Raw genomic sequence first — 21,563 nt, forward strand, 5'->3', positions numbered from 1 at the left:
AGTGGTGCGTGGCGCGGGAGCCGCGCCAGTACGCGGGATTTTGACGCAGCCCCGACCACGCTGCCGGGTCGGGTTGAGCGGGAGCCGCGCCAGTACGCGGGGGTTCCGGCTGCGGGGCTGCCTCGAGGACGCGCGTTTGGCGGGACCTACGCCAGTGCGCGGGAGTTACGGATTGGCCGGAACACCCGCGCCACGTGCTGCGCGGGAGCTGCGCCAGCGCGCAGGAGTTTCGCCTCCCGCGCAGCGGCGCACCTCCCGCGCAGCGTGAAACGCGTGCGTAGCGGAGCTATCGAAAACTCAGGACAAAAGCCAACTTCTCGCCCCAGCGAACGCTAAGAGCGGTCGCGCTTGGCCTGCTCCTGCGACGCCTGGCGCTCAACGTGCGCCTTCTTGGCCGCGCGGTGGGCATCACGGTCTTTCACCGCGATCTGGTCGGCGCGCACGCCGGCCTGGGTAGAACGCTCCAGCACGAGCCAAGCCGGCGGCTGCTGCAGCAGGGCACTAATCTCGGCCGTGGTCAGCGGGTCGGTGATCTCGCTGCGGGCGAGGCCCGAGATGGAGACTCCGAGCTTGGCGGCAACAACCTGGCGCGGGTGCGGGCCGTTGGTGCGCAGCAACGTGAGCCACTCCGGCGGGTTCGCCATGAGCTCGGCGAGCTCGGTGCGGCTAACAAATTCGGTCTGGAACTCGGCCGGCGCCGCGTCGAGCAGAATCCCGAGTTTCTGGGCCGCCGTGGCGGGCTTCATGGTCTGGGGCTTCTTCTCGGAACTCATTGTTCCAGCGTATAGCCTGAGGGGGCCCCTGTTTGGGCAAAACGACCTGTGCTGCCCTCAACTACCCGAGAAAGGATGCCGGTGAGCTTTTCCATCGCCTTCGTCGCCGGTGTCACCCCCACCAAATGGACTCGCATCTGGGGCGACCGCCGCCCCGACGTGCCGCTGACCGTGTTTCGCACCGAAATGGTGGAGCAAATTGCGGTGCTCCACGACGGCCTTGCCGAGGTCAGTCTGGTGCGCCTGCCCATCGACGAGACCAATCTCAGCGTGATCAACCTGTATAACGAGATTCCGGTCGTGGTCGCGTCGAAAGATCACGCCATCGACCAGGCCGAAACCGTGCTGCTGGCCGATCTGGCCGGCGAACACCTGCTGCAAAACCCCGACGACGTGCCGGAGTGGCGCGACATCGCCGACGAGGTGCGCGACGGAAACCGCCGGCCCCTGCCGCCGATGCGTGACCTCGACGAGACCATGGAGCAGGTCGCCGCCGGCGTCGGCATCCTCATCGTGCCGCACTCCATCGCCCGGCTGTACGGCCGCAAGGACGTCGTCTCCCGCCCGGTCTCCGGCGTGGCCGACACCCAGATCGCCCTGGCTTGGATCACTCGCGAGACCACGGAGGACATCGAGGAATTCATCGGCATCGTTCGCGGGCGTTCCAGGGCCAGTTCGCGAACGGATGCCGGTGCCTCCGTGGCTGCCGACGCCGCAGCATCCGCAGACGGGGAGCAGCTCGAGGTTCGTAGCGACGGCCGGCCGCCGAAGCCGCCGCGCAAGCCGAAGAAGACCGACAAGGCCAAGGCCGCCGCGAAAGCCATTCGGGTCGCCGCCGCGAAAGCAAAACCCGCCGTACGAAAGCGAACCGAGAGCGCCCCCGGCCGCACCCGTCCGACCAAAAACCCTAACAAAAGCAAGGGCCGCGGCCACTAGACCGGATGCCGAAGCTCGACTCGGCAGAGACGGCACCCGAGACCGGATCGCGTTGGACTACGGCGATCTCGGCATGCTCGGTCAACGCGCAGGGTCGGCCCGCGCTACTGGTTCTTCAGGACCGAGAGGATATTGCCGGACGGGTCGGTGAACCAGGCAATGTCCGGTCCCTGCCCGCCGCCGGCGGCGATGCCCTTGTTGTTCTGATCGAATCCGTCGTAGCGCAGAAATTCCACGCCACGCTCGGTCAGCTCATCGACGGTGGCATCGAGGTCGCTGACGGAGAAGTTCAAAATCGTATAGGTGGCCGGCACGAAGTCGGGCTTGGGATAGACCATGACAATCGCTCCGTCCGGTAGGGCAATGCTCAACATCCCCATCACACCCACCGTGACCTCAAGCCCGAGCGTCTCGGCATAGAACGTGCGCGCGGCGTCGAGATCAACGACCGCGAATCCGCTGAATCCGGCGACAATGCCAACGTCGTGTTCGGTCATGAGTGACTCCCTCTGAGATGGTGCTGGTTTCGCCGGGTCAGCGAGAGCTGATCGACGCGAACTTGCGAATGCACAGCGGCACGAACACGAGCAGCATCACCGTGATGCCGATCAAGACGGTCAGCACCGGGTTCTGCATGGTCCAGATATCGGGGACCGGCGCGGTGCCGAGGTTGCCAAACAGCTGCCGCACGGCCTGCACGAGCGAAGAAACAGGGTTCCACTCGGCGAAGACGCGCAGCACCGTCGGCAGGGTTTCGCTCGGCACGAAGGCGTTGGACACGAAGGTCAGCGGAAACAAAATCAAAAACGACGCATTGTTGATGACCTCTGGACTCTTCACGCTCATGCCGAGCAGCGCCATCACCCAGCTGAACGCATAGCCAAACAGCAACAGCAGCCCGACTCCGGCCAGAAACTCGCCCGGCGAGGAGCTGACCCGCCAGCCGACCGCGAGCCCGGTGGACATCATGATGATCATCGAGATGGTGTTCAGCACAAGGTCACCGTTGGTGCGTCCGATCAATACAGCGGATGCGTTCATCGGCAGGCTCCGAAAGCGGTCAATGATGCCCTCTTTCAGGTCCAGCGCCATGGCTGAGCCGGAGAAGGTCGCGCCGAACACGACAGTCTGCGCGAAAATACCGGCCATCAGAAACTGCGTATAGTCGCTGCCCGCGACCGCAATCGCACCGCCGTACACCTGACTGAATAGCAACACGAACATGATCGGCTGGATCACGGCGAACACGAGCATGTCCGGCGAACGCTTGATCTTGATCAGGTTGCGCTTGGTGACGGTCCAGCCGTCGGAATACCAGAGGGAGAACGGGTTCCAGGTGGGCAGCGGGGGTATTGTGCCGATTCGGGCCCCGGCCAGCTTGCTGCTCGCGGCCGCCTCGCTGCCGATAATCCTCGTCTCGGAGATCGCAGTTCCGGAGGTCGCGGTTCCGGAGATCGCAGTTACGGAGGTCGCGGTTTCGTTCGTGCCGGCCGACACGGGCTCGGTGGGATCACTGGCGTGGCGAGCGCTCATTTCGCGCGCTCCAGATCTGGCCGGACGGCATCCGCAACACTCAATGCGCGAGCCTGCGCCCGTTTCGAGAGCTTCGGCCCGCTGGAATCGTCATCGTCGGGCTGAGCCAGATCCGCCTTGTGGCCGGTGAGCTTGAGAAACACGTCGTCGAGGGTGGGGCGACGCATGCCGGCATCGTGCAGATTGATCTGCGCGGCACGCAGGTCGGCAAGCATGTTCTGCAGCGCGGTCGGTCCGTCGGTGACAGCGACTTCGACTCCCCGACCATCGGTGAAGATGGAGGCGACACCCGATCCATGCCGCGCGAGAATATCGCGGGCGGCCGCGCCGTCTGCGGCGTCGACCAACGCGACCACGACGCGATGCCCGCCGATCTGCGCCTTGAGCTGATCGGACGTGCCCTCGGCGATGACCCTTCCGTCGTCAATCACAACGATGTCGTCGGCGAGCTGGTCGGCCTCCTCGAGATATTGCGTGGTCAGCAACACGGTCGTGCCATCGGCGACCAAGCGCTTGATCACGCCCCACAAGGCGATTCGGCTGCGCGGGTCAAGCCCGGTAGTCGGTTCGTCGAGAAAGAGCACCTTCGGGTTGATGACGAGCGCACCGGCGAGGTCGATACGGCGGCGCATGCCGCCAGAAAACCCCTTGACCGGCCTATTGCCAGCAGCGGTGAGCTCGAACAGGTCGATCAACTCCTGCGCCCGTTTGCGGGCAGTCGGGCCGCCCAGATGGTACAGCCGGCCAACCATTTCGAGGTTCTCGAATCCGGTGAGGTTCTCGTCGACTGCGGCGTACTGGCCGGAGACACCAATGATGCGGCGCACCAACTTGGGTTGCCGCACGACGTCGATTCCATCGATGATCGCGGTGCCGGCATCCGGTCGAATCAATGTCGTGAGCATTTTGACGACGGTGGTCTTACCGGCGCCATTCGGGCCGAGCAGCGCCTTGACCGTACCGCGCGGCACCGCCAGGTCAAGCCCGGCGAGCGCGTGCACCGGCCCGCTCTTGGACTGGTACGTCTTGGTCAAACCGTGAGCCTCAATGATCACGTAACGGGTTCCTTGCCTGGTATCGGTATTGTGCAGATCTCCAACCTCCTACCTGCGATGTTAACCGGGCCAGAATGCTTTGACAACCATTATTCTGGGCCGCCGTGGGTGCCCCTTCGCAACCGGGACCGCACCATCCACGCCGGCTGGAAATCACGCCGTCACGCGCAGAACCAGACGATGTTGGCGCCCAATAACCCGAAGGTGGTGCTGATCGCGCGCGACTCGGTCGACACGACCGAAGACCATCCGTTGGCGTTGACGTTGACATTGACATTGACGACGTTCGAGGTCGTCGCCACCGACAGTTGGGTCGACAACGGCACGCTCGCGGAGCGCGACCTGGCGACCTTCTGCCCGCCGCCCGGGGAGCCCGACCAGACAACGGTGTATCTGGTCGGCACAATCGCGTTGCCGGTGACCACGGGTTGGGGCCAGTAAAACGCTACCTCGGACGTCAGCACACCGAATGATTCCGTGCAGGTGAGCGACGTCACCGGGTTGACGATCCCCGTTGTCAGTTGCGCGCCGTGAATCGCCTCACTGGTCCAGGCCGCCTCGGTCTGTTGCACGCTCTGCCCGACGCCACAGAATGCCAACAGCGTCATGGGTCCAGTGATGGCAATGCGATCACGACGCGTCGTCATCGATCGGCTCCAGACAGCAGGGCAGGCTGCACAGCAGCAGACGTCTCGGCAACCGGCCGCTCGGAAGTTGCGGGTGCAAAGCGATCGGGACTGCGCGATTCGCGTTCGCGCGGCCGGAACGCCCACCTCACCACCGCGCTAGCAGCGACAGTTGCGCCGCCGAGCACGATCGGATTGGACAGCTGCACCACGAACTGCGCGAGGTGCGGTATTGAGAACAACACGATGCGCACGTCCTGCTCGCGATACGGCGCCGGATCATTGACGGGGTTCGCGTCGCCGCGAAGCGTCAGGCTGCGTTGGTTCACGGTGTCCCCCGCATCGACCAAGATGGCCCGGCGGGTGATGGGAAGAAGTCCGGTGCGAGCCACGGTAACCACATCATCGACGCGCACAGAAGCGGCAGGGTCACCTCGAAGCAGAACGCCGTGGTGGAGCCGGGCGCGGCAGCCGGGGCAGCCGTCAGAGCACTGACAACTCCTGTTTCCTGGTCGACGGCGAGTGCACGCGCGGTGGCCGACGTGGCCGGATCGGAGCCGAACGGAGTTGCCACAGGAACGAGCACCGTGCCGACGGTGCTCGCGTCACAGCCGAAAGTGGTCAACTGCACGACCGAATAGCTCAGGCCCGTGGTGGTTCCAGTGCTGGCCGCGGGCCCGACGGTCACGGCGGCGGCGTTGGTAGTCGCGGCGTCGAGCCGCACGGCGAACGGTGTGTAGACAGCATCTCCGGGCGTCAGCAGCGCGGCGTTGACCGAGAAAGCGAGGTCGCCCAGCGTGCCACCGGCGACATGGTCCGTGAATTCCTGGCCGTCGGCGCTGCCAACGCGGGTGAAGGCGCCAGCCGCAAAGTCCGCGTTGTTCCAGGCAGCCAGGGTGATGGTTGCTCCGAGTCCGAGTCCGAGAACGAGTCCGCCGGCCAGAATGGCGCGAATTTGGCGGTTACGCGGCCTGCGACTGCTCCCGAGCTGCTCCGGTGTCTGCTGTCCCATGATGGATCTCCTCGTTGCATTACGCATCCGTACGGTCACGAGGACTTCTTCGACATCGCGCATTCTTGACGTGGATGCCTGATAAAAGGCGAGGCGCGGGGCTGCACTGCACTGCCGTTTACGCACAAATACCGGTGTAATTCTCGTTGACACCAGTGATCGGTGTCCCGGCTTAAGTACACGGCCCCTGGTGTCCCAGTGCCGCGCTGGTGGATGTCCAGTGCGGGCCAAACATTTCGGCTACCCGCGATACTTTCAGGCAATCTCCCTCTTCTACCCCCCTTTATGGGTAATGTTACGACTATCGTCTTTTTTGTGATCCGGCCCGGCTGTATGCAAGAAACCGAAAGGCGTTGACCGAGACCGATGTACGGCACCATAAAACCCATCGGCCTCCCTGCTAACGACATCGTCGATTCCCTCCACAACGGGAACAGTGTGGTGATCTTCGCCCCGCTCGGCCATGGCAAGAGCGTGCTGTTCGACTCCGTCGCGCGGGGCCTGCGTGCACTCGGCAGCGAACCGCTCCTCATCGCGACGAATCCCCTACTACATTCCGTTCCGTTCGGTTCCATCACGTCACAGCTCACATTTGCCGAATCATCGGCCGAGGGCGAGCTCACCACGGCGCTTCTTCTTCGCTACGCCCAGGATCGGAGCGGGCACGGTCGACCGGTCATCCTGGTCGACGACGCTCATTTTCTCGACGCCCCGGCCATGGACAGCCTCTCCCAGCTCGCGACCGCGCAGGCGGTCGTGCTGCTACTCACAAGCGACCTGGTGCCGCCGGTCGACACGACCGACACGACCGACACCAATGCATCCACCATTCATCTGCTCGACGAACTATGGATCAGGGGCGGCGCTCAGCGCATCGACCTCGAACCGCTCACTGCGCTGCAATCCGGCCAACTCCTGCGCGAATTCGCGCCCCACGCCCAGTTCGATCGGGTCGCCCTGGCGCTGCTGCACTCCCGCAGCGGCGGATCCCGCCTGTTGCTGCGTGAACTCACCAGTGAAACCGTGCGCCAACAGACACTGCCCAGAGACCACGACTGCACAGCATTCGCCCTGTACGCGCCGTCACAGCGTATTCTTGACCTTCTCTCGCACCAGCTGCGGAGCCTGCACCCCAGCCAACTGGTCTCGCTCGCCCTGATCGGGGGCCTGAACGGTATTTCTACCGGGCGCGCAGCCATGATCTGTGACGCCGCCGACCTGCGCGACCTGATTCGACGCGGGTATCTGTTTCCCAGCACCGCGCGCTCCGGAGTGTTGCAGACGGGTCCGCTGCTCTCCGAGGCCGCGCTGGCCATCTGCGATGCCGCGCAGTTGCACACGCAGCGGGCTCTGATCGTGTCGATTCTGCTGACCGATCGCACCCACGGCTTCACCACCACCCCGGCCGAGTGCACGATGATTGCCGACAGTTGGACGGCATCCGTTGGCCTGGCACCCGGCGTTATCGCCACGTGGGGCAGCAGCGCCGTGGCCGACGTGTTGCTCGTGGCTGCCCGGCGCAGTCGTCGATTGGGCCTGACCGAGAAGGCTCTGCAGTACTCCGCGCTCTCGCTGCGCATCGAACCCGGGCTGAAGACAACGATCGAGTACTCGCGTGCGCTGGCCGGCGACGAGCGCTATCTGGCAGCGCTACACGTGCTGCACCGCGCCGAAAAACTGCTTGAGAACCCGACCGACGGCGTCAAACTCGTGCGTTGGCAGGTCTCGCTGGCCACGTTCACGACCATGACAGCGGATGATTTCACCGCGTTGCGCAAACAGATCGCCGGCTGGTTTCCCGGCGATGTACTCATGAACGGCGAGGTTGATTTCATCCGCCTCACCCAATCGATGCAAAACCTGGACTGGGCCCGCGTTGCGATTGACGGCGAGGCCATCGCCCAGAACTCGGATTACGACCTGATCACCCGCATTTGAGCCGCCTGTATGAGCGGCATCGGCCATGCCCATGACGGTCGCACCATGCAGGGTCTCGCCCTGTTCGACCTCGCGACCACCCTCAATCGGCGCTACCTGGCCCTGCGTGACGCCGATATCTATTCCGGTGAGGGCCTCGCCCTGGAGATCTTCTACAGCAGCGCCGCCGTGCGCTGCATGAGTGGGATCGGGGTGCAGATCGTCGCCGACGAACTCGACGAGTGAATCAGCCGATCCATCAACAACCACGACCGCGGCAACCTCGGCTTTCTCGGCTTCGTCGCGGCCCAACTGTCGCAATTTCGGGGTGACGAGACCGGCACCGAAGCAGACCTTCGCACCGCAGATGCATATTTCGCGCGCTCGGACCCTCGGGCCTGGCGTCCCTATATTCAGGGCCTGCACGCCAGTTCACTTGCCCGCCTCGGTCTGATAGATGAAGCGCGCGCCGAGATGGCCAAGGTAGGCATCGTGAACACCGGTGCTGCCGCCTTTTACCGTTTCGAAATTCACCGAACCAACCTTGAGATTTTGATCACCTCTGGCAGCACGGATGACGCCCGTCTCCTGGCGACGAGGTTGTCCGCATCGGCCGACATTCCCACTCCCGTGATGCGCGCCTGGCTGCTGGATATTCTGGTGCGGCTCGGCGACCCAGCGGTCGACATTGTGCGCATTCTCGATCGCGCGGTCGCAACCACCGACGCGCCCATCATCGAGGCCCTCGCCCGGCGCACCCGAGCGGCCACCGCCCACGATGCTGCCGCACTCGACGACGCTGCTAAACACCTGGCCAACCTCGGCGCCTACGGCAGTGCTATGATCGCGAGCACAGAGGCTGCGGCCCTACACGAGTTGCAGGGCGCGATCGGCGCCGCCGATCTCAGCAGATTGCGGGCCGATGGTTTCTCGCTGGCCAGTCGCCAGCTGCCGATAACCGTGCCGGCGGCGCTCCTGATCGAGCCGATCGTGCTGACCGAGCGGGAGAAGGAGGTCACCGCGCTCGCCACGCAGGGCCTGAGTAACCGGGACATCGCCAAGAGCCTTTTTCTCTCGGTGCGCACGGTTGAGTCCCATCTCTATCAGGCGCGGGTCAAGACCGGGCAGAACCCGCGAGGACCTCGCAATCGAATAAGCGGGAGCGCACAATCAACATTTACAAGCCCTGGTGCATTTCCCGCTCAGGCGGTGGGTATCAAGGTCGGCACCGAGCCGGCCGAAGCCCGAACGCGGCGGGTGAGTGGATGCCGGCGGCATCCACTCACGGTCAGATCACGCGCCTAGAGCCGGGCGAGACTTTCGATGTCTTCGAGGAACTCGGCGGCAACCTCGGCGGAGACGGTCATGCGGGTTTCGGAGATGGCGGTGACATAGTCATCGGTGCTCGGACCGTTGATCGCCGGCCCGTCACTCGCTGAGTACAGCGCCTTTTCGAGTGCGTGCTGGGAGGCTCGATGCGCGGCGTACTCGACGTCGGCTGGCGAGAATCCGTCGCTCTTTTCGACGAGAACGGCCAGGTCGACCGCATCGGACACAGCCTCGGGAATATAGCGCTCCCAGATGGCCTGGCGAGCGGCGACATCGGGCAGCCCGATCGGTACAACGTAATCGAAGCGGCCGTGACGGAGAAACGCGGAGTCAAGCGCGCGAATGAAGTTGGTCGCACAAACTAGCAGACGCCCCGGTTGTTCCCGGAAAGCCGGAATGATCTTGAGCAGCTCGTTAGTCACGCCCTGCATGGCCGACGGCGGTTCCCCCTGGCGCTGCGCGGCGATCTCCTCGACCTCGTCAATGAAGACGACCGCGTGTTCGAGCTCGGAGATCTTCAAAAAGGTCTCGCGCAGGGCACCGGCGAGGCCCTGCGGGTCGGCCGCGAGACGCGACGGGAAGACCTCGATGAATGACCATTCCAGGCGCGAGGCAATTGCCTTGGCGAAGGTGGTCTTTCCGGTGCCGGGAGGGCCGAACAGCACGACCGCCTTGGGTGGTGACACGCCGTACTGTTCGGCGAGGTCTGGCTTGGCCAGGGGCATGACCAGCCGGCGTTCGAGTAATTCCTTCTCGCGCACCATGCCGCCGACCTTCTGCCACAGGTCGCGGGGCAGCACGCGCCCGCCCAGCTCGCTCAGGAGCTTGAGTTCCTCCCGTTGCACGGGAATGTGTCGCTCGAAGTAGCGCAGGTTCTTCTTCATCTCGAAGCCGCGGTTGAGAAACGCGTCAACCTTGGTCTCGGATTCAGGCATGAGCGCCGACAACTTGGTCATGCCGTGTGGGGCCATGCGCGCTTCGAGCGCCGCGAGCAACGCCGTGCCGATGCCCTGACTTTGCCAGCTTTCAGCGGTGGCGAGAAAGACAATCCAGCCTTGCGCGTGCGCGGCCCGGCCGACGGCGGCACCGACTACTTCCTCACCGTGCACGGCAACGACGGCGTGATCCTTCTGGCAGGAAGCCAGCACCTCTGAGAGGCCGTAGACCGGCTCCGTGTCGGACGCTTTGATCTCTTCCCACAAGCGCAAAATGCCATCCAGGTCATCGGAGTGAAAATCGCGCAGTCGCCAGCCAGTCATCGTGAACCTCGTATCTGTGGGGGTGTGCTGCCACACTATTGCACCCGCTCTCCCGTGCCTGCCCAGGCGAGGTACCCGCCACCGCTGCCCACGGAGCTACTGCGTTGCGACCGGGCAGTTTATTTGCGTGCGTGCGCCACTGCGGTCGACGTCGTGCTGGTCCATCGGCTGCGCACAGACGGGGCAGTTTCGAGCTGGCGCAGGCACAGGGGGCAGCAGATCTGACCCGCTGAGTCCGACCGGAGGCGGCCCCAGAATGGGAAATAGTCGAGCATTCAGCCAAGCCGTCAGTCCACCAAGTCCCTTGATTCGCGGACGGGAGCCCTTACCGTGTGTCATAACTGTTAGTGTACTAATTAAAGGCTCGGAAAACAATCGGCCAGAACGGAAGGCCATGACACTGCCCACGCTTGAGAACCCCCTCCTCCTCGACAACCAGGTCTGCTTCGCCCTCGCGATCGCCTCGCGCAACGTGATCGCCCTCTACCGGCCCATTCTCGAGCCACTCGGCCTCACGCATCCGCAATATCTAGTCATGCTGGCACTCTGGGAAGAAAGCCCGCGCACACTGAAGGGCCTCGCTCAGACCCTCTGCCTCGAGCCAGCCACCCTCTCGCCCCTGCTCAAACGGCTGGAAACGACCGGTTACGTGCGCCGCCAGCGCCGACTGGCCGACGAACGCACTCTCGACATCACCCTGACCACACACGGCACAGCCCTGCGCACGGTGGCCGAAACCATTCCGTCCCGGGTCGTCGCAGCTCTCAATCTTCCGCTCGATGATCTGGCTGTGCTGCGCGATGCGCTGCATCGGGTGATCGCCGCGACCTCCTGACCCGCGCACGGGGGCCGGCATCTGTCGAGCGGATGCCGGCCCCGCTTATGGCTCAGGCGATCGCGTCGGCGACCGTGAGCAGCTTCGCGTTGAACGCGGACGCAACGTGCTCGTTGATAACAATGCTCCCGTCGTGAACATTTCGCCCCTTGGCGAGGGCGGCGTCTTCTGCGACAGCCTTCTTCCAGCCCGTCTGGACCAGCGCGATGACGTGGGGCAGGGTCGTGTTGGTCAGCGCACGGGTCGACGTGGCCGGCACCGCACCGGGCATATTGGCGACGCAGCAGTAGACACTGTCGTGCACGGCGAAGATGGGCGCGTCATGTGTCGTCGCGTGCGAACCCGCAACACAGCCGCCCTGGTCGATCGCGACGTCCACCAGTACGGAGCCCGGCTTCATTGACACCGGCCGGCGTAATCGCCACCCGGTTCTCGTTGTTCTAAATTTCAGCAGGAATGCCGACTAACACGTTCGCTCCGTTTCGGCCTGCCAGCGCCGAATGCATCGGCAGCAATGAAAGCAACACTGTTATTGATTCGTTTGAGGTTGGTAAAATCCGTAGAATCTGCCACACTTCAAGAATATTCCACGAAATATGCGGTAACGAGGAGAAGCTAGATGTCAGAAACGAAGAGGATTCGGGTGGTCGAAACTCTCGATGAGGTCGACCACATCCTGGTCGCCGCACTACAAGCGGACTCGCGCACCACCAACAGCCGCCTGGCCGCGGCTGCCGGCATCGCCGAGTCCACCTGCGTGTCCCGAGTACGCTCGCTGGTCAGCCGTGGAATCATCACTCGATTCACGACGGTGGTCGATCCCAAGGCGATCGGTCTCGGCCTACAGGCCCTGATCAGCGTCAGTATTCGGGCCGGCGCCCGCACTCATATTCCAGCCTTTCGCGATTCCATTCGGGTCATGCCGCGGGTCGTGCAGTTGTTCTTTCTCGGCGGGTCAGAGGACTTCATCATTCACCTCTCGGCCCGCGACACCGACGACGTGCGCGATTTCGTACTCGACAACCTCTCGGCCAACCCCGCCGTCGCTTCAACCCGCACGAGCATGGTGTTCGAGCACTTCTACAACGGCGTAGCGCCCGAGTAGCCCCCTGAAATGACCCTCGCCGATACCCTCCTGCCCGCCCTCTTCGGCTTTGGCACCGGACTCGCCCTCATCATCGCGATCGGCGCCCAGAACGCGTACATTCTGCGGCTCGGAATCGAGGGCAAGAACCGCACGGTTCTCGCGTCGGTGCTGATCTGCTCGGCCTCCGACGCCGTGCTCATCTTCGCCGGAATCGTTGGAATCGGCGCCCTGATTCAGGCAGCCCCGGTCGTGTTGGTCGTCGTGCAGGTGCTCGGCGTTGGTTTTCTCCTGAGCTACGGCGTGTTCGCTGCCGTGCGTGCGTTTCGCCCCGGCGTGCTCGTCGCCGCGGCCACCACCCAGATCAGCACCAGGGCCGCCGTCGCAACAACCCTGGCGCTCACCTGGCTCAACCCGCACGTCTACCTCGACACCCTGATCTTTCTCGGCTCGGTGGCCAATCACCAGGGGGCGAACGAACGCTGGTGGTGGGGCGCTGGCGCGATCACGGCGAGCTTCGTCTGGTTCTTCGCCCTCGGTTTCGGGAGCCGGATGCTGCGGCCCCTGTTCGCCAAGCGCTCCTCCTGGCGGGTGCTTGATGGCTTCATCGCCGTGGTCATGATCGCCCTCGGCGTGCGGATGGCTGTCGGGGTCTAACGACTCAGTGACGGCACCTCGGGCAGGAACACGCCAAAACCGCGCCACATTTCGGTGTCGGATGCGATCTGCTCACACAAGCTCTCCACCAGATCGTCGGGCAGTGAGTAGTCGAGGCAATGTGGTGTCGGTTAGACGCTCAGCCGATGCTCGCCACGATCACGGCGATCTGCGCGACTGGCGGGTTGCCGCTCTGCAGCAGGTGCGCTGCGATGGCATCGTGCACGCGAGAGCAGACGTCGCCGGAGCGCTCGGTCGCACCGATACCGATCTTGGCCGTGATCCGCACCCCGTCGGCACGCTGCTCAATGAGCACCGTCGGCATTGTGTGCGCGCGCTGTGTCACCGCGCCGAGGGCAGCATTCACTGCCGTGGCTACGATCGGCCCGGCCGGGTACACCGCGCACACCCCCGACACCCGGCGCACCACTGCCGCGAGCTGGTCGGTCGCGGGCACTACGGCGGTCATCGGTTCTGCTCGTCAGGAACGGATGCTTTCGGTGCGACATACAAATCGCTCACCGTGATATCGATGGCCGCCACGACCAGTTCGGTGTAGCGACCCAGCGCGGAATGCATCGCTTGCCGCAATCGCTCGGCCAGCATCGGAATATTCTCGCCGGAGAATATAGTCGCGTCGACCACAATCGTGATCGGATTTGCGGGGACGCTGACGTCCCCGACGAGCACGCACCGCCCCACCAGAATGTTCTCCAGCCGGTCGCCGGCTTCCCGGAGAATGCCGCGCACGGCGCCCTCTGTAATAACCAGTCGTGCGGTCGGAGACGGGTGGGCCAGCGGAATCTCCCGGCCGGCGCGCGCCTCCAGGCTGATGTTGTCGAGAATGGACGCGATCCAGTTGTCATCCCGGAGTGATTCCCGTTTGAGATCTAGTTCAAGCAGCGAGGCCTGAACTCGGCGCAGTCGCTCGAGACCGCGCAGGGCGATCTCGCAGTCGGGCGAATCATCGATGCTCTTCTCGGCCGGAACCCGACCGCGGTCGAGATAGTCGCTGAGTTGCTCAAGGGTGTGGCCGTTCAGCCCGGCCTGTTCCCGCTCGGTGTCGTCAAGGTCGAACGCGACAAATCGCTGGTCGGCCGGCGTGAGTTCTGTCATCGCCAGTCCTCCATCTCGCGCAGCAGGGTTTTGCGGGCCCGGGCGAGGAGTCCGCGAACAGTGGATGCCGGCAGGTTCAGCTCGTCGGCAATCTCACCGTAGCTGTAGTCGGCGAGTTCGCGCAGGGTCCAACACCGCCGCTGTTCCTCCGGCAGGGCGGCAAGCACATGAGCGAGCGCCTCGGTCTGAGACAGGGTCTCGGCCAGAACGTGAGGTGCGTGACTCTCCGGCGCCGGGGCATCCGTGTCGTCGATGTTGACGTGCAGGCGGCGAGCGCGCAGTCGATCAATGCTCCGGCGGCCAACGATGCGCATCAGCCAACTCTTCACGGCACGACCATCCGCGAGCGTGCCGAGTTGCTGCCAGGCCGTGATGAACGACTCCTGCACCACGTCGTCGGTCTCGTCGTTCGAGCCGAGAATCCGGGTCGCGTACACGCGCATGAGCGGACCGTAACGTCGAACCAGCACCTCGAAGGCACGCAGGTCACCGTCCGCGGCCCGGTCGGCGAGCATCTGATCGGTAGCCGTATCCAGCGGCGAAGCGATCTGCTCACCCACCCTGCCGAGCATCATCCCTCCTCAGTCGAACGGTTCAGAAATATTTCTCATCTTCGCGTGACGAATATGCCACAGGTTTCGTCCTACAGGTAACAATCCGCTTTCGGCCTGAACAGATGGCCCAACCTGAAGGAGCTAGCTCATGGACCTCATCGACGCCAATGGCACCGGATCTGCAACCACGTCCCCGAACGACCGCCTACCCGTCGGCACTGCTCTGGCTGGCGAGCCGCTGACCGGCACCGGAAAGACCGTGATCAATGACGGCGTCGTGGCCAAGGTTGCCGGCATTGCCGCGCGCGAGGTCACCGGCGTGCACGCCCTCGGCGGCGGCGCGGCCCGCGCGCTCGGCGCCATTCGCGACGCCATGAACAACACCGACGTGAGCCAGGGCATTTCGGTCGAGGTCGGCGAAACGCAGGTTGCCGTCGACGTGACGATTGTCGCCGAGTACCCGGTGCAGCTGCAGCAGGTGGCCGACGACATCCGCTCGAGTGTCATTCAGGCCATTGAAGACCTGGTGGGACTCGAGGTTACCGAAGTCAACGTGACCATAGTCGACATTCACTTGCCCAGCGACGACCCCGCCGACGCTGAACCGAGCAAAGCCGCACTCCGGTGACGACCGCAACCCGCACCGGCATGCTGGTCGGCGCGATTCTATCGCTGACCTGGGTCATTCTGGGCTTCTGGGCGTTTCTGTTCGTTGCAGTGGCCATGCTGATCGGAGCGCTCGTTGGCCGCGTGATTGACGGCCGCCTCGACCTGAGCTCGCTGATCGGAGCGTTTCAGGGAAAGCGTTCCTCGTCGTGAGCGTCGCGACGGACTCCACCACTGGCTGGTTCCTGGGTGAAACCGCACCGGCAACGCCCGGCTTGCCCCGCGGTCGCACCCGTATCGCACCCCGGGCGTTGCGCCAGTTGGTCGGTATGGTCACGGCCGAGTCACTCAGTGTGCCGTCCGGCCAGGTTAGCGTGCAACTCCGCGACGACCATGGCATGCTGGCGCTCACGATCAACACCGCTATTCGCGTCGTTCCGCTCGCGCGCGTCACCCGCGAACCGGCCGTCATCGCACGCACGGGCGGCACCATTCTGGCCCGGTCGGCTCGGTCGCAGACCGAAATTCGTCACCGCGTCACAGAGCTGACCGGCGCTGTTGTCGGTCAGGTCACCGTGCGGCTGACCGGCATTGATGTACAGCAGGAACGACGAGTGCAATGACTGACGTGGCGATGACGGCGACGTACGGGCGCATCAGCCGACGCGAACTGCATTCCCCGCGGTCTACCGCGGCAATCGCGGTGGCCGTCGTGGCCATTCTGGTGTGCTGCTGGCTCGGTACCGAGATCGTGCTGCGATTGATCGACCAGCCTGCGCTGCTGGCAACTCCGGCCGATCTGGCGGCGGGCGTCGCATCCGCTTCGATGGTGCCGACACCAGTGCTCGGCGCTATCACGGCCGGATGCGCCCTGCTCGGTCTCGGTCTCGTCATCGTTGCGGTCACTCCCGGGCGTCGAGCGCGGCACCTCATCGATTCCGAGCGCATGGTGACCGTCGTCGATGACGAGGTGATCGCATCCGCTCTGGCCGGACGCGCTGCTCGCGTGAGCGGTATCGATCCCGACAGCACCAGGGTCAGCATCTCTCGTCGCCTCGCAACGGTGCATGTAGTGCCGACATCGGGGCAGCCGGTACAGCGCGACTCGGTGGACCAGGCCGTTCGCGCCCAGCTGGACGGTCTCAAGCTGCGACCAACGCTCCAGACTCGGGTCGTGGTTGCCGTCGGCGGAAGGGTCGGAGCGTGAACAACACCAATCGCGCACTCAACCGCGGCGTCGTTTTCGTGGCCGGCCTGGTGCTGCTAGCCGTGGCCGCTCTGCTCGGCCTGATCGCAACGCAGGTCACACTGCAGAATGGCTGGGCCTCGGTTACCGGCAGGATTGGCGCCACGGCCGACGGCTGGCTCCAGGCCACGCCGCTCGGCGCCACGCAGAATAGCTGGATCTGGATCGTCGTCCTCGCCGTCTTGCTGGCGGTCGTCGGCCTGCTGCTGCGCTTCATTGTGCGGCAGGGCAATGGGCATTCCGCGCACCTGATTAGCGAGCAGACCACAAACTGGGGTAATACCGAAGTCGATTCGGCTGTCGCCGAGCAAGCGCTGCAGAACGCGCTTGGGCAGCGCCCAGAATTTCTCTCGACCCGGGTATCGACCTACCGGGTGGCCCGCGAGGCCGTGCTCAAAGTTTCGGTGACCTGCCGACGCGGCACCTCCCCGACCGACGTTCTGCGCATCGTCGAACAGGCCCTGCTCGCCCTCGATGAGCTGCTCGGCCTGCGTCTGCCTGCCCTGCTGCAAATCAGCGGAGGCTTCCGAGTGCGCACCAGTCGCAGCACGCGCATTCGCTAGCCGGACTCCCCCACTTCTGTTCGGCGCTTCCGCACCGGACGTACCCGAGAGACACCTCACGAAAGAGAGAACACCATGAGTGCAGCAGACAAGATGAAGAACGCCGCGCAGGACCTCAAGGGCAAGGCTACCGAGGCAGTGGGCAAGGCCACCAACGACGACTCCAAGGTCGCCGAAGGACGCGCAGACCAGAGCAAGGCGAGCGCCAAGAAGGTCGGCGAAGACGTCAAGGACGTCTTCAAGAACTAGATCCACGTGGATGCGCGGTCGGCACGGTCGGTGACGGCCACCGTCGTCGACACAGCCGAACACTAGTTCGCAGCACGCAGCAGATGTTCACCGCCGGGATCGCGCTCGCCCTACCGAGAGTGATCCCGGCTCCATTCAATCTGATCAGGAGACTTTCATGGCAGACCCGGGCCGAGGCCAGGAAGAGCCAGAAGACCGCTCTGAAAGAGTTGCAGACCGTCCCCGACGGGCGGCGCATTCGCACAGCGCACGGTGTGCCGCGCCCCTAACCCGCCCGCGATTTGTTCCGGGCCAGGATCGTGAGCAGGATTCCGGCGGCCGGGCTGTGCGGGTGCCTCGTGCTGCCTCGCACGTGTGCGGACATCCATTGAGACCAACCGCTCTGCGCGGGAGGTACGCCGCTGCGCGGGAGCTACGGTCTGCCCGGAATTCCTGCGTCACGCGATACGCGGGAGGTACGCCAGTGCGCGGGAGTTATACCTCCCGCGCAGCGGCGCGGCTCCCGCGCGCCGCGAATCGCAGGGGCAGTGCCGGAAGCGTTCACGGGTAGTTCTTCAGATTAGACGGCGACTTCCACCGGCTCGTCGCTGACGACGTAGTTCTGAATTTCGATGAGCAGCAGGTCGCCGGCTTCCTGGTCGGTGAGGCCCTGAGCCAGAGCGAGTTCGGAGACGAGGATCTGACGCGCCTTTTCGAGCATCCGCTTCTCGCCGGCCGAGACGCCCTTGTCTTGGTCGCGACGCCACAGGTCGCGCACGACCTCGCTCACCCGGTAGACACTGCCGCTGGCCATTTTCTCCTGGTTGGCCTTGTAGCGACGCGACCAGTTGCCCGGCTCCTCGGTAAAGGCATTCTGCAGAATTTCGTACACGGCGCTCACGCCAGCGGCGTCGATGACGTCACGCACGCCGACGAGCTCAACGTTGTCGACCGGCAGCTGAATGGTCAGCGCGCTGGTGTGCACATTGAGTGTCATGAACTGCTTCTCGACGCCCTTGATGGTGCGGGTGGTGAGATCTGTGATGGTGACCGCGCCGTGGTGCGGGTAGACCAGTGTTTCGCCGATTTCAATCTTCATAAAATGCGCCTTCAGTTTTGTGTGGGTGATGCAACGCGTAACGGCGTTGCGCTTGAGGTGTGGTGATCGAGCAGCCAGCCGGGCAGCAGCGCCACGAGCTGTTCGACAAGTTCGTCGTCGGAGACGTCGAGGTGGCCGCGCATCCAGGAGCCGATCAGGGTGAGCGCGCCGCCGGCGACGTAGGTCGTGACCAGCTCGGCGTTCACGGTCTCGTCAAAGACGAGCACCGACTCGAGCATTCGGGTGGCGTAGGCCTCGATGATCTGGTCATGCGCTGTGCGGGTCAACGGCAGCTCGAGCACACTCGCGTACAGGGGAAAATTTTCGACCATGTGAGCAACGAGGCGGGCATACCCAAACCGTGCAGCGCTCTCGCCGGCCCTGACCGGTCGAAGGTCGAGACCGGCCGAGCCGATATCAGCGAACTGCGCCTGCAGCAGCTCCGCCGCCAGCACATCGAGACTGGCAAAGTGCGCATAGAACGAGCTGCGGCTGATTCCGGCCAGGCGCACGATTTCAGCCACCGAAACGGATGCCGATGGCTGGGCAATCAGCGCACGGATCGCCGTGAAGATGAGCTGCCTTGTGCGCTCGGCCCGCGGGTCATGCGTGAGCTTCGACTCAGAGAGAAGATCGGGGAGAACGTCGAACTGGACCTCGGCGATGAAACCGGGGTCAGTTAACGAAGTCATCCGATTAGTATAGCACTTTTCGGACAGGTGTCCGAGACAATCTGCGGGCACCCACGGCTGACTCGCGGAAAGCTACCTCCCGCGGCGCTCGTCGAGCAGCTGCGCGCAGCGGATGAAGCCGAGGTGTGAGTACGCCTGGGGGTGGTTGCCGAGGTGCTTCTCGGTGGCCGGGTCGAATTCCTCCGAAAGAAGCCCGGTCGGGCCGACCAGCGCGACCAGTTGATTGAACAGGGCCTCGGCCTCATCGAGCCGGCCGGTGAGTACGTAGGCCTCGATCAGCCAGGTCGTGCAAATGTGAAAGCCACCCTCGAGCCCGGGCAGGCCGTCGTCGTAGCGGTAGCGAAACACCGTCGGGCCAACCCGCAGCTCGCGCTCCACGGCGCTCACCGTCTTCTGAAAGCGCTCGTCGCGCACGTCGAGCAGGCCGGACAGTCCAATGTGCAGCACGGCCGCGTCGAGGTCGGGGCTGTCGTACGCCACGGTGTACGACTGCGCCTCCTCGCTCCATCCCTCGCGCAGTACCTCCTCGCGAATCGTCTCGGCCAACTCGGACCAGCCGGCCCCGACCGGGCGTCCGTGCCGAACGGCGGTGCGAATGGCCCGATCCACGGTCACCCAGCACATGGTCTTCGTGTAGGTGTGGTGCCGCGGCGAGCGCCGAGCCTCCCAGATTCCGTGGTCGGGCTCCTGCCAGCGACTCGTCACGGCCTCGACCATCTCGGTGAGCAGGTGCCACTGAAAGTCGGAGAGGGTTCCCTTTCGGGCGCTGAGGGTGTCGATGAGCTCGGCGACCGGCCCGAATACGTCGATCTGCACCTGGTTGTCTGCGGCATTTCCGATCCGCACCGGGCGCGATCCGGCATAGCCAGGCAACGATTCGAGGCTTGCCTCGGTCGACAGCGACGATCCAGTGACCGAATACAGCGGATGCAGCCACTGCGCGCCAGGACTGTCCGCCACGACCCCGGCCAGCCAGCCCAAAAACGCCTCGGCCTCGTCGGTCGATCCAAGGTCGACGAGCGCTTTGACGGTCATTGAGCCATCGCGCAGCCAGCAGTAGCGGTAGTCCCAGTTGCGGGTTCCGCCGATTCCCTCGGGCAGTGACGTCGTCGATGCCGCGAGCACCGCGCCGGTCGGTTCGTAGCACAGGGCGCGCAGCACGAGGGCCGAACGGCCGACGAGCGAGGGCTTGACGCTCGGCAAGGAGAGCGAATTCACCCAGGAACGCGAGTTGTTCATGACCGCACCGCGCCTGGCGGCCTCGCCGGCGGCATCCGCTTGATAGGGCTCTGTATCGCCGCAGCGCAGGTTGAGCATGACAGCGCCCTGGGACAGGTCGACGATGGCGGTGGCCGTTTCGTTGCGGCCGTCGCTAGTTATCGTGAATTCGACACCCGGCGCCGACAGCGCGATCGGGTCGGGGGTGCCAGTAATGGTGACCAGGCCGTCGTCCGTGTGCATGTTGAAGTAGGCGACGGCATAGTCGGGGCGGGGTGCGAACACGATGCGAGCCAGGCCGGTTCCGGTGAGCTTGCGCACCAGGTTCGTGATGCCCAGCGGCGACGGTTCGATGTAGTCAGTCACGGTCACGTCGGCCCAGCGGGTTTCGACGATCATGGTGTTGTCGACGTAGCGCTGACCGAGCACGCGGCTCTTTTTCACCGGTTCGATCGAGAAGTGTCCGGCCTCTTCGCTGCCGAGAATGCTCGCGAACAACGAGCCAGAATCGGGCAGCGGATGCGTCATCCAGCAGATGCGGGCCTCCGGAGTCACCAGGGCGGTCGATGTGCCGTCGCCGATCATGGAGTGACGTTCGATCGCGACGACGTGCTGGCCGAACAACCAGTCTTTCCGCAGCTCGAACAGCAGGGCGAGTAGCTGCGCGAGTTTTTCCGGGCCGCTGACCCGATGCGCGGCGACGGATTCGCCGTCGCCGATGCGGATTCCGAGGTCAGGGCCGTGCAGGGTATTCATCGCCATCTCGTCGCTCGCGCCGTCGCCGGCGAAGAAGGCGGCGCTGACGCCGAGGCGGGCGCGCAGGCGGTCGAGGGCCGCGCCGGAGTCCTGCTCTGCCGAGACGTTGTCATCGGCGTCTGCGTCGAAGAATTCGGAGTCGAACTCGGCGCCGTTGGAGCCGACCAGGTGAACCTCTCGGGGCAGCCGGGAATCAGCGGCCAGGTCGCGCAGGGTGCGCCCACTCATCACGGCCGTGTGGGTGTTGGGCAACGCGGCGAGCGCGCGCAGTGCGAGCGCCGATTCGGCGAGCAACTGAGAGGGCACATCCGAAGCCCCGTGATACGAGAGCGTACCTCCGTAGTTGCAGGCCACGAGCAGGGACGGCGTGCGGGCCAGCTGCTGCAGGTCCTGAACGATCTCACGCGACAACCCGGCGAGACTGCGCGGCAGGTTCTTGGACAGGTTCAGGCGTTGGGGCATGAGGGAG

General features: G+C 64.5%; 27 protein-coding genes and 1 pseudogene. 13 read left to right on the forward strand and 15 right to left on the reverse strand.

Translation table 11 applies throughout. The features are described from left to right. Window positions 1-332 precede the first annotated feature (332 nt). The gene (locus CXY75_RS16370; RefSeq protein ID WP_104083847.1) at window positions 333-773 is read right to left on the reverse strand and encodes a DUF5997 family protein; all 441 of its coding nucleotides are present in this window, start codon (window positions 771-773) and stop codon (window positions 333-335) included. 75 nt (window positions 774-848) lie between these two features. Between CXY75_RS16370 and CXY75_RS16375 the strand changes: the two genes are divergently transcribed. Continuing rightward, a complete protein-coding gene (locus CXY75_RS16375; RefSeq protein WP_369826741.1) occupies window positions 849-1,709 on the forward strand; it encodes a LysR substrate-binding domain-containing protein in 861 nt (286 codons plus the stop codon). Window positions 1,710-1,813: 104 nt separating this feature from the next. Here CXY75_RS16375 and CXY75_RS16380 read toward each other — a convergent pair whose 3' ends face one another. From CXY75_RS16380 to CXY75_RS16405, 6 genes are all read right to left on the reverse strand, one after another. Further along, entirely contained in the window at window positions 1,814-2,206 is a 393-nt protein-coding gene (locus CXY75_RS16380) for a VOC family protein (RefSeq protein WP_104083848.1), read from the reverse strand. A gap of 37 nt (window positions 2,207-2,243) precedes the next feature. Then, window positions 2,244-3,242 (reverse strand): ABC transporter permease, encoded by a 999-nt coding sequence (locus CXY75_RS16385; RefSeq protein WP_233201966.1) that lies wholly within the window; start codon window positions 3,240-3,242, stop codon window positions 2,244-2,246. Next, window positions 3,239-4,297 (reverse strand): ATP-binding cassette domain-containing protein, encoded by a 1,059-nt coding sequence (locus CXY75_RS16390; protein ID WP_233201967.1) that lies wholly within the window; start codon window positions 4,295-4,297, stop codon window positions 3,239-3,241. Before CXY75_RS16390 ends, CXY75_RS16385 begins: the two co-directional genes overlap by 4 nt. Window positions 4,298-4,458: 161 nt before the next feature. Then, entirely contained in the window at window positions 4,459-4,944 is a 486-nt protein-coding gene (locus CXY75_RS16395; RefSeq protein ID WP_104083849.1) for a hypothetical protein, read from the reverse strand. Beyond that, complete coding sequence (locus CXY75_RS16400) at window positions 4,941-5,252, reverse strand: hypothetical protein (protein ID WP_104083850.1); 312 nt, start codon at window positions 5,250-5,252, stop codon at window positions 4,941-4,943. The genes CXY75_RS16395 and CXY75_RS16400 overlap by 4 nt, the downstream gene beginning before the upstream one ends. Next, entirely contained in the window at window positions 5,249-5,935 is a 687-nt protein-coding gene (locus tag CXY75_RS16405; protein ID WP_104083851.1) for a hypothetical protein, read from the reverse strand. Before CXY75_RS16405 ends, CXY75_RS16400 begins: the two co-directional genes overlap by 4 nt. Before the next feature lie 366 nt (window positions 5,936-6,301). Between CXY75_RS16405 and CXY75_RS16410 the strand changes: the two genes are divergently transcribed. The 3 genes from CXY75_RS16410 (at window position 6,302) to CXY75_RS16420 (ending at window position 9,157) form a co-directional block, all read left to right on the forward strand. After that, the gene (locus CXY75_RS16410) at window positions 6,302-7,873 is read left to right on the forward strand and encodes a hypothetical protein (protein WP_104083852.1); all 1,572 of its coding nucleotides are present in this window, start codon (window positions 6,302-6,304) and stop codon (window positions 7,871-7,873) included. A 9-nt stretch (window positions 7,874-7,882) separates the two neighbouring features. Beyond that, on the forward strand, window positions 7,883-8,098 hold the full coding sequence (locus CXY75_RS16415) for a hypothetical protein (RefSeq protein WP_104083853.1): 216 nt from the start codon (window positions 7,883-7,885) through the stop codon (window positions 8,096-8,098). A gap of 246 nt (window positions 8,099-8,344) precedes the next feature. After that, the gene (locus tag CXY75_RS16420; protein WP_158251235.1) at window positions 8,345-9,157 is read left to right on the forward strand and encodes a helix-turn-helix transcriptional regulator; all 813 of its coding nucleotides are present in this window, start codon (window positions 8,345-8,347) and stop codon (window positions 9,155-9,157) included. On the opposite strand, the gene CXY75_RS16425 is transcribed toward CXY75_RS16420, so the two are convergent. After that, window positions 9,154-10,440 (reverse strand): ATP-binding protein, encoded by a 1,287-nt coding sequence (locus CXY75_RS16425; RefSeq protein WP_104083855.1) that lies wholly within the window; start codon window positions 10,438-10,440, stop codon window positions 9,154-9,156. The two genes, CXY75_RS16420 and CXY75_RS16425, sit on opposite strands and share 4 nt — an antisense overlap. Before the next feature lie 394 nt (window positions 10,441-10,834). Between CXY75_RS16425 and CXY75_RS16435 the strand changes: the two genes are divergently transcribed. Further along, a complete protein-coding gene (locus CXY75_RS16435; RefSeq protein ID WP_104083857.1) occupies window positions 10,835-11,275 on the forward strand; it encodes a MarR family winged helix-turn-helix transcriptional regulator in 441 nt (146 codons plus the stop codon). Window positions 11,276-11,327: 52 nt separating this feature from the next. Here CXY75_RS16435 and CXY75_RS16440 read toward each other — a convergent pair. Next, window positions 11,328-11,678: pseudogene (locus CXY75_RS16440) on the reverse strand (alanine dehydrogenase); the annotation flags it as partial. 216 nt (window positions 11,679-11,894) lie between these two features. Between CXY75_RS16440 and CXY75_RS16445 the strand changes: the two are divergent. Together CXY75_RS16445 and CXY75_RS16450 are read left to right on the forward strand one after the other, a co-directional pair. Further along, a complete protein-coding gene (locus CXY75_RS16445) occupies window positions 11,895-12,380 on the forward strand; it encodes an Lrp/AsnC family transcriptional regulator (protein ID WP_104083859.1) in 486 nt (161 codons plus the stop codon). A 9-nt stretch (window positions 12,381-12,389) separates the two neighbouring features. Continuing rightward, entirely contained in the window at window positions 12,390-13,016 is a 627-nt protein-coding gene (locus CXY75_RS16450; RefSeq protein WP_104083860.1) for a LysE/ArgO family amino acid transporter, read from the forward strand. Window positions 13,017-13,155: 139 nt separating this feature from the next. Here the strand turns inward: CXY75_RS16450 and CXY75_RS16455 are convergent, their stop codons facing one another. From CXY75_RS16455 to CXY75_RS16465, 3 genes are read right to left on the reverse strand one after another with little or no spacing between them, the layout of a single operon-like run. Then, window positions 13,156-13,485, reverse strand: coding sequence for a hypothetical protein (locus tag CXY75_RS16455; RefSeq protein ID WP_104083861.1), 330 nt, complete (start codon window positions 13,483-13,485; stop codon window positions 13,156-13,158). Next, entirely contained in the window at window positions 13,482-14,132 is a 651-nt protein-coding gene (locus CXY75_RS16460) for a hypothetical protein (protein ID WP_104083862.1), read from the reverse strand. Before CXY75_RS16460 ends, CXY75_RS16455 begins: the two co-directional genes overlap by 4 nt. Then, complete coding sequence (locus tag CXY75_RS16465; protein ID WP_369826743.1) at window positions 14,129-14,704, reverse strand: RNA polymerase sigma factor; 576 nt, start codon at window positions 14,702-14,704, stop codon at window positions 14,129-14,131. Before CXY75_RS16465 ends, CXY75_RS16460 begins: the two co-directional genes overlap by 4 nt. A 130-nt stretch (window positions 14,705-14,834) precedes the next feature. Between CXY75_RS16465 and CXY75_RS16470 the strand changes: the two genes are divergently transcribed. From CXY75_RS16470 to CXY75_RS16495, 6 genes are all read left to right on the forward strand, one after another. Continuing rightward, complete coding sequence (locus CXY75_RS16470; RefSeq protein WP_104083864.1) at window positions 14,835-15,314, forward strand: Asp23/Gls24 family envelope stress response protein; 480 nt, start codon at window positions 14,835-14,837, stop codon at window positions 15,312-15,314. Further along, a complete protein-coding gene (locus tag CXY75_RS16475) occupies window positions 15,311-15,505 on the forward strand; it encodes a DUF2273 domain-containing protein (protein WP_233201968.1) in 195 nt (64 codons plus the stop codon). The genes CXY75_RS16470 and CXY75_RS16475 overlap by 4 nt, the downstream gene beginning before the upstream one ends. Further along, entirely contained in the window at window positions 15,502-15,915 is a 414-nt protein-coding gene (locus CXY75_RS16480; protein WP_104083865.1) for a hypothetical protein, read from the forward strand. The genes CXY75_RS16475 and CXY75_RS16480 overlap by 4 nt, the downstream gene beginning before the upstream one ends. Next, window positions 15,912-16,499, forward strand: a complete 588-nt coding sequence (locus CXY75_RS16485; RefSeq protein WP_104083866.1) for a DUF6286 domain-containing protein — start codon at window positions 15,912-15,914, stop codon at window positions 16,497-16,499. The genes CXY75_RS16480 and CXY75_RS16485 overlap by 4 nt, the downstream gene beginning before the upstream one ends. Continuing rightward, window positions 16,496-17,101 carry a hypothetical protein gene (locus CXY75_RS16490; RefSeq protein ID WP_104083867.1) on the forward strand — a complete coding sequence of 202 codons (606 nt, stop codon included), beginning with the start codon at window positions 16,496-16,498 and terminating at the stop codon, window positions 17,099-17,101. Before CXY75_RS16485 ends, CXY75_RS16490 begins: the two co-directional genes overlap by 4 nt. Window positions 17,102-17,176: 75 nt before the next feature. Further along, window positions 17,177-17,350, forward strand: coding sequence for a CsbD family protein (locus tag CXY75_RS16495; protein WP_104083868.1), 174 nt, complete (start codon window positions 17,177-17,179; stop codon window positions 17,348-17,350). A 559-nt stretch (window positions 17,351-17,909) separates the two neighbouring features. Here the strand turns inward: CXY75_RS16495 and CXY75_RS16505 are convergent. The 3 genes from CXY75_RS16505 to CXY75_RS16515 all read right to left on the reverse strand — a co-directional run bounded on the left by CXY75_RS16505 (window position 17,910) and on the right by CXY75_RS16515 (window position 21,556). After that, window positions 17,910-18,428: a CarD family transcriptional regulator gene (locus CXY75_RS16505; RefSeq protein ID WP_104083870.1), complete on the reverse strand. Its 519-nt coding sequence runs from the start codon at window positions 18,426-18,428 to the stop codon at window positions 17,910-17,912. 11 nt (window positions 18,429-18,439) lie between these two features. After that, window positions 18,440-19,120: a TetR/AcrR family transcriptional regulator gene (locus tag CXY75_RS16510; RefSeq protein ID WP_104083871.1), complete on the reverse strand. Its 681-nt coding sequence runs from the start codon at window positions 19,118-19,120 to the stop codon at window positions 18,440-18,442. Between the two features lie 72 nt (window positions 19,121-19,192). Further along, a complete protein-coding gene (locus CXY75_RS16515; RefSeq protein WP_233201969.1) occupies window positions 19,193-21,556 on the reverse strand; it encodes a trehalase-like domain-containing protein in 2,364 nt (787 codons plus the stop codon). Window positions 21,557-21,563: the final 7 nt, after the last annotated feature.

The organism is Cryobacterium sp. Y11 (assembly GCF_002929535.1).
Taxonomy (GTDB): Bacteria; Actinomycetota; Actinomycetes; order Actinomycetales; family Microbacteriaceae; genus Cryobacterium.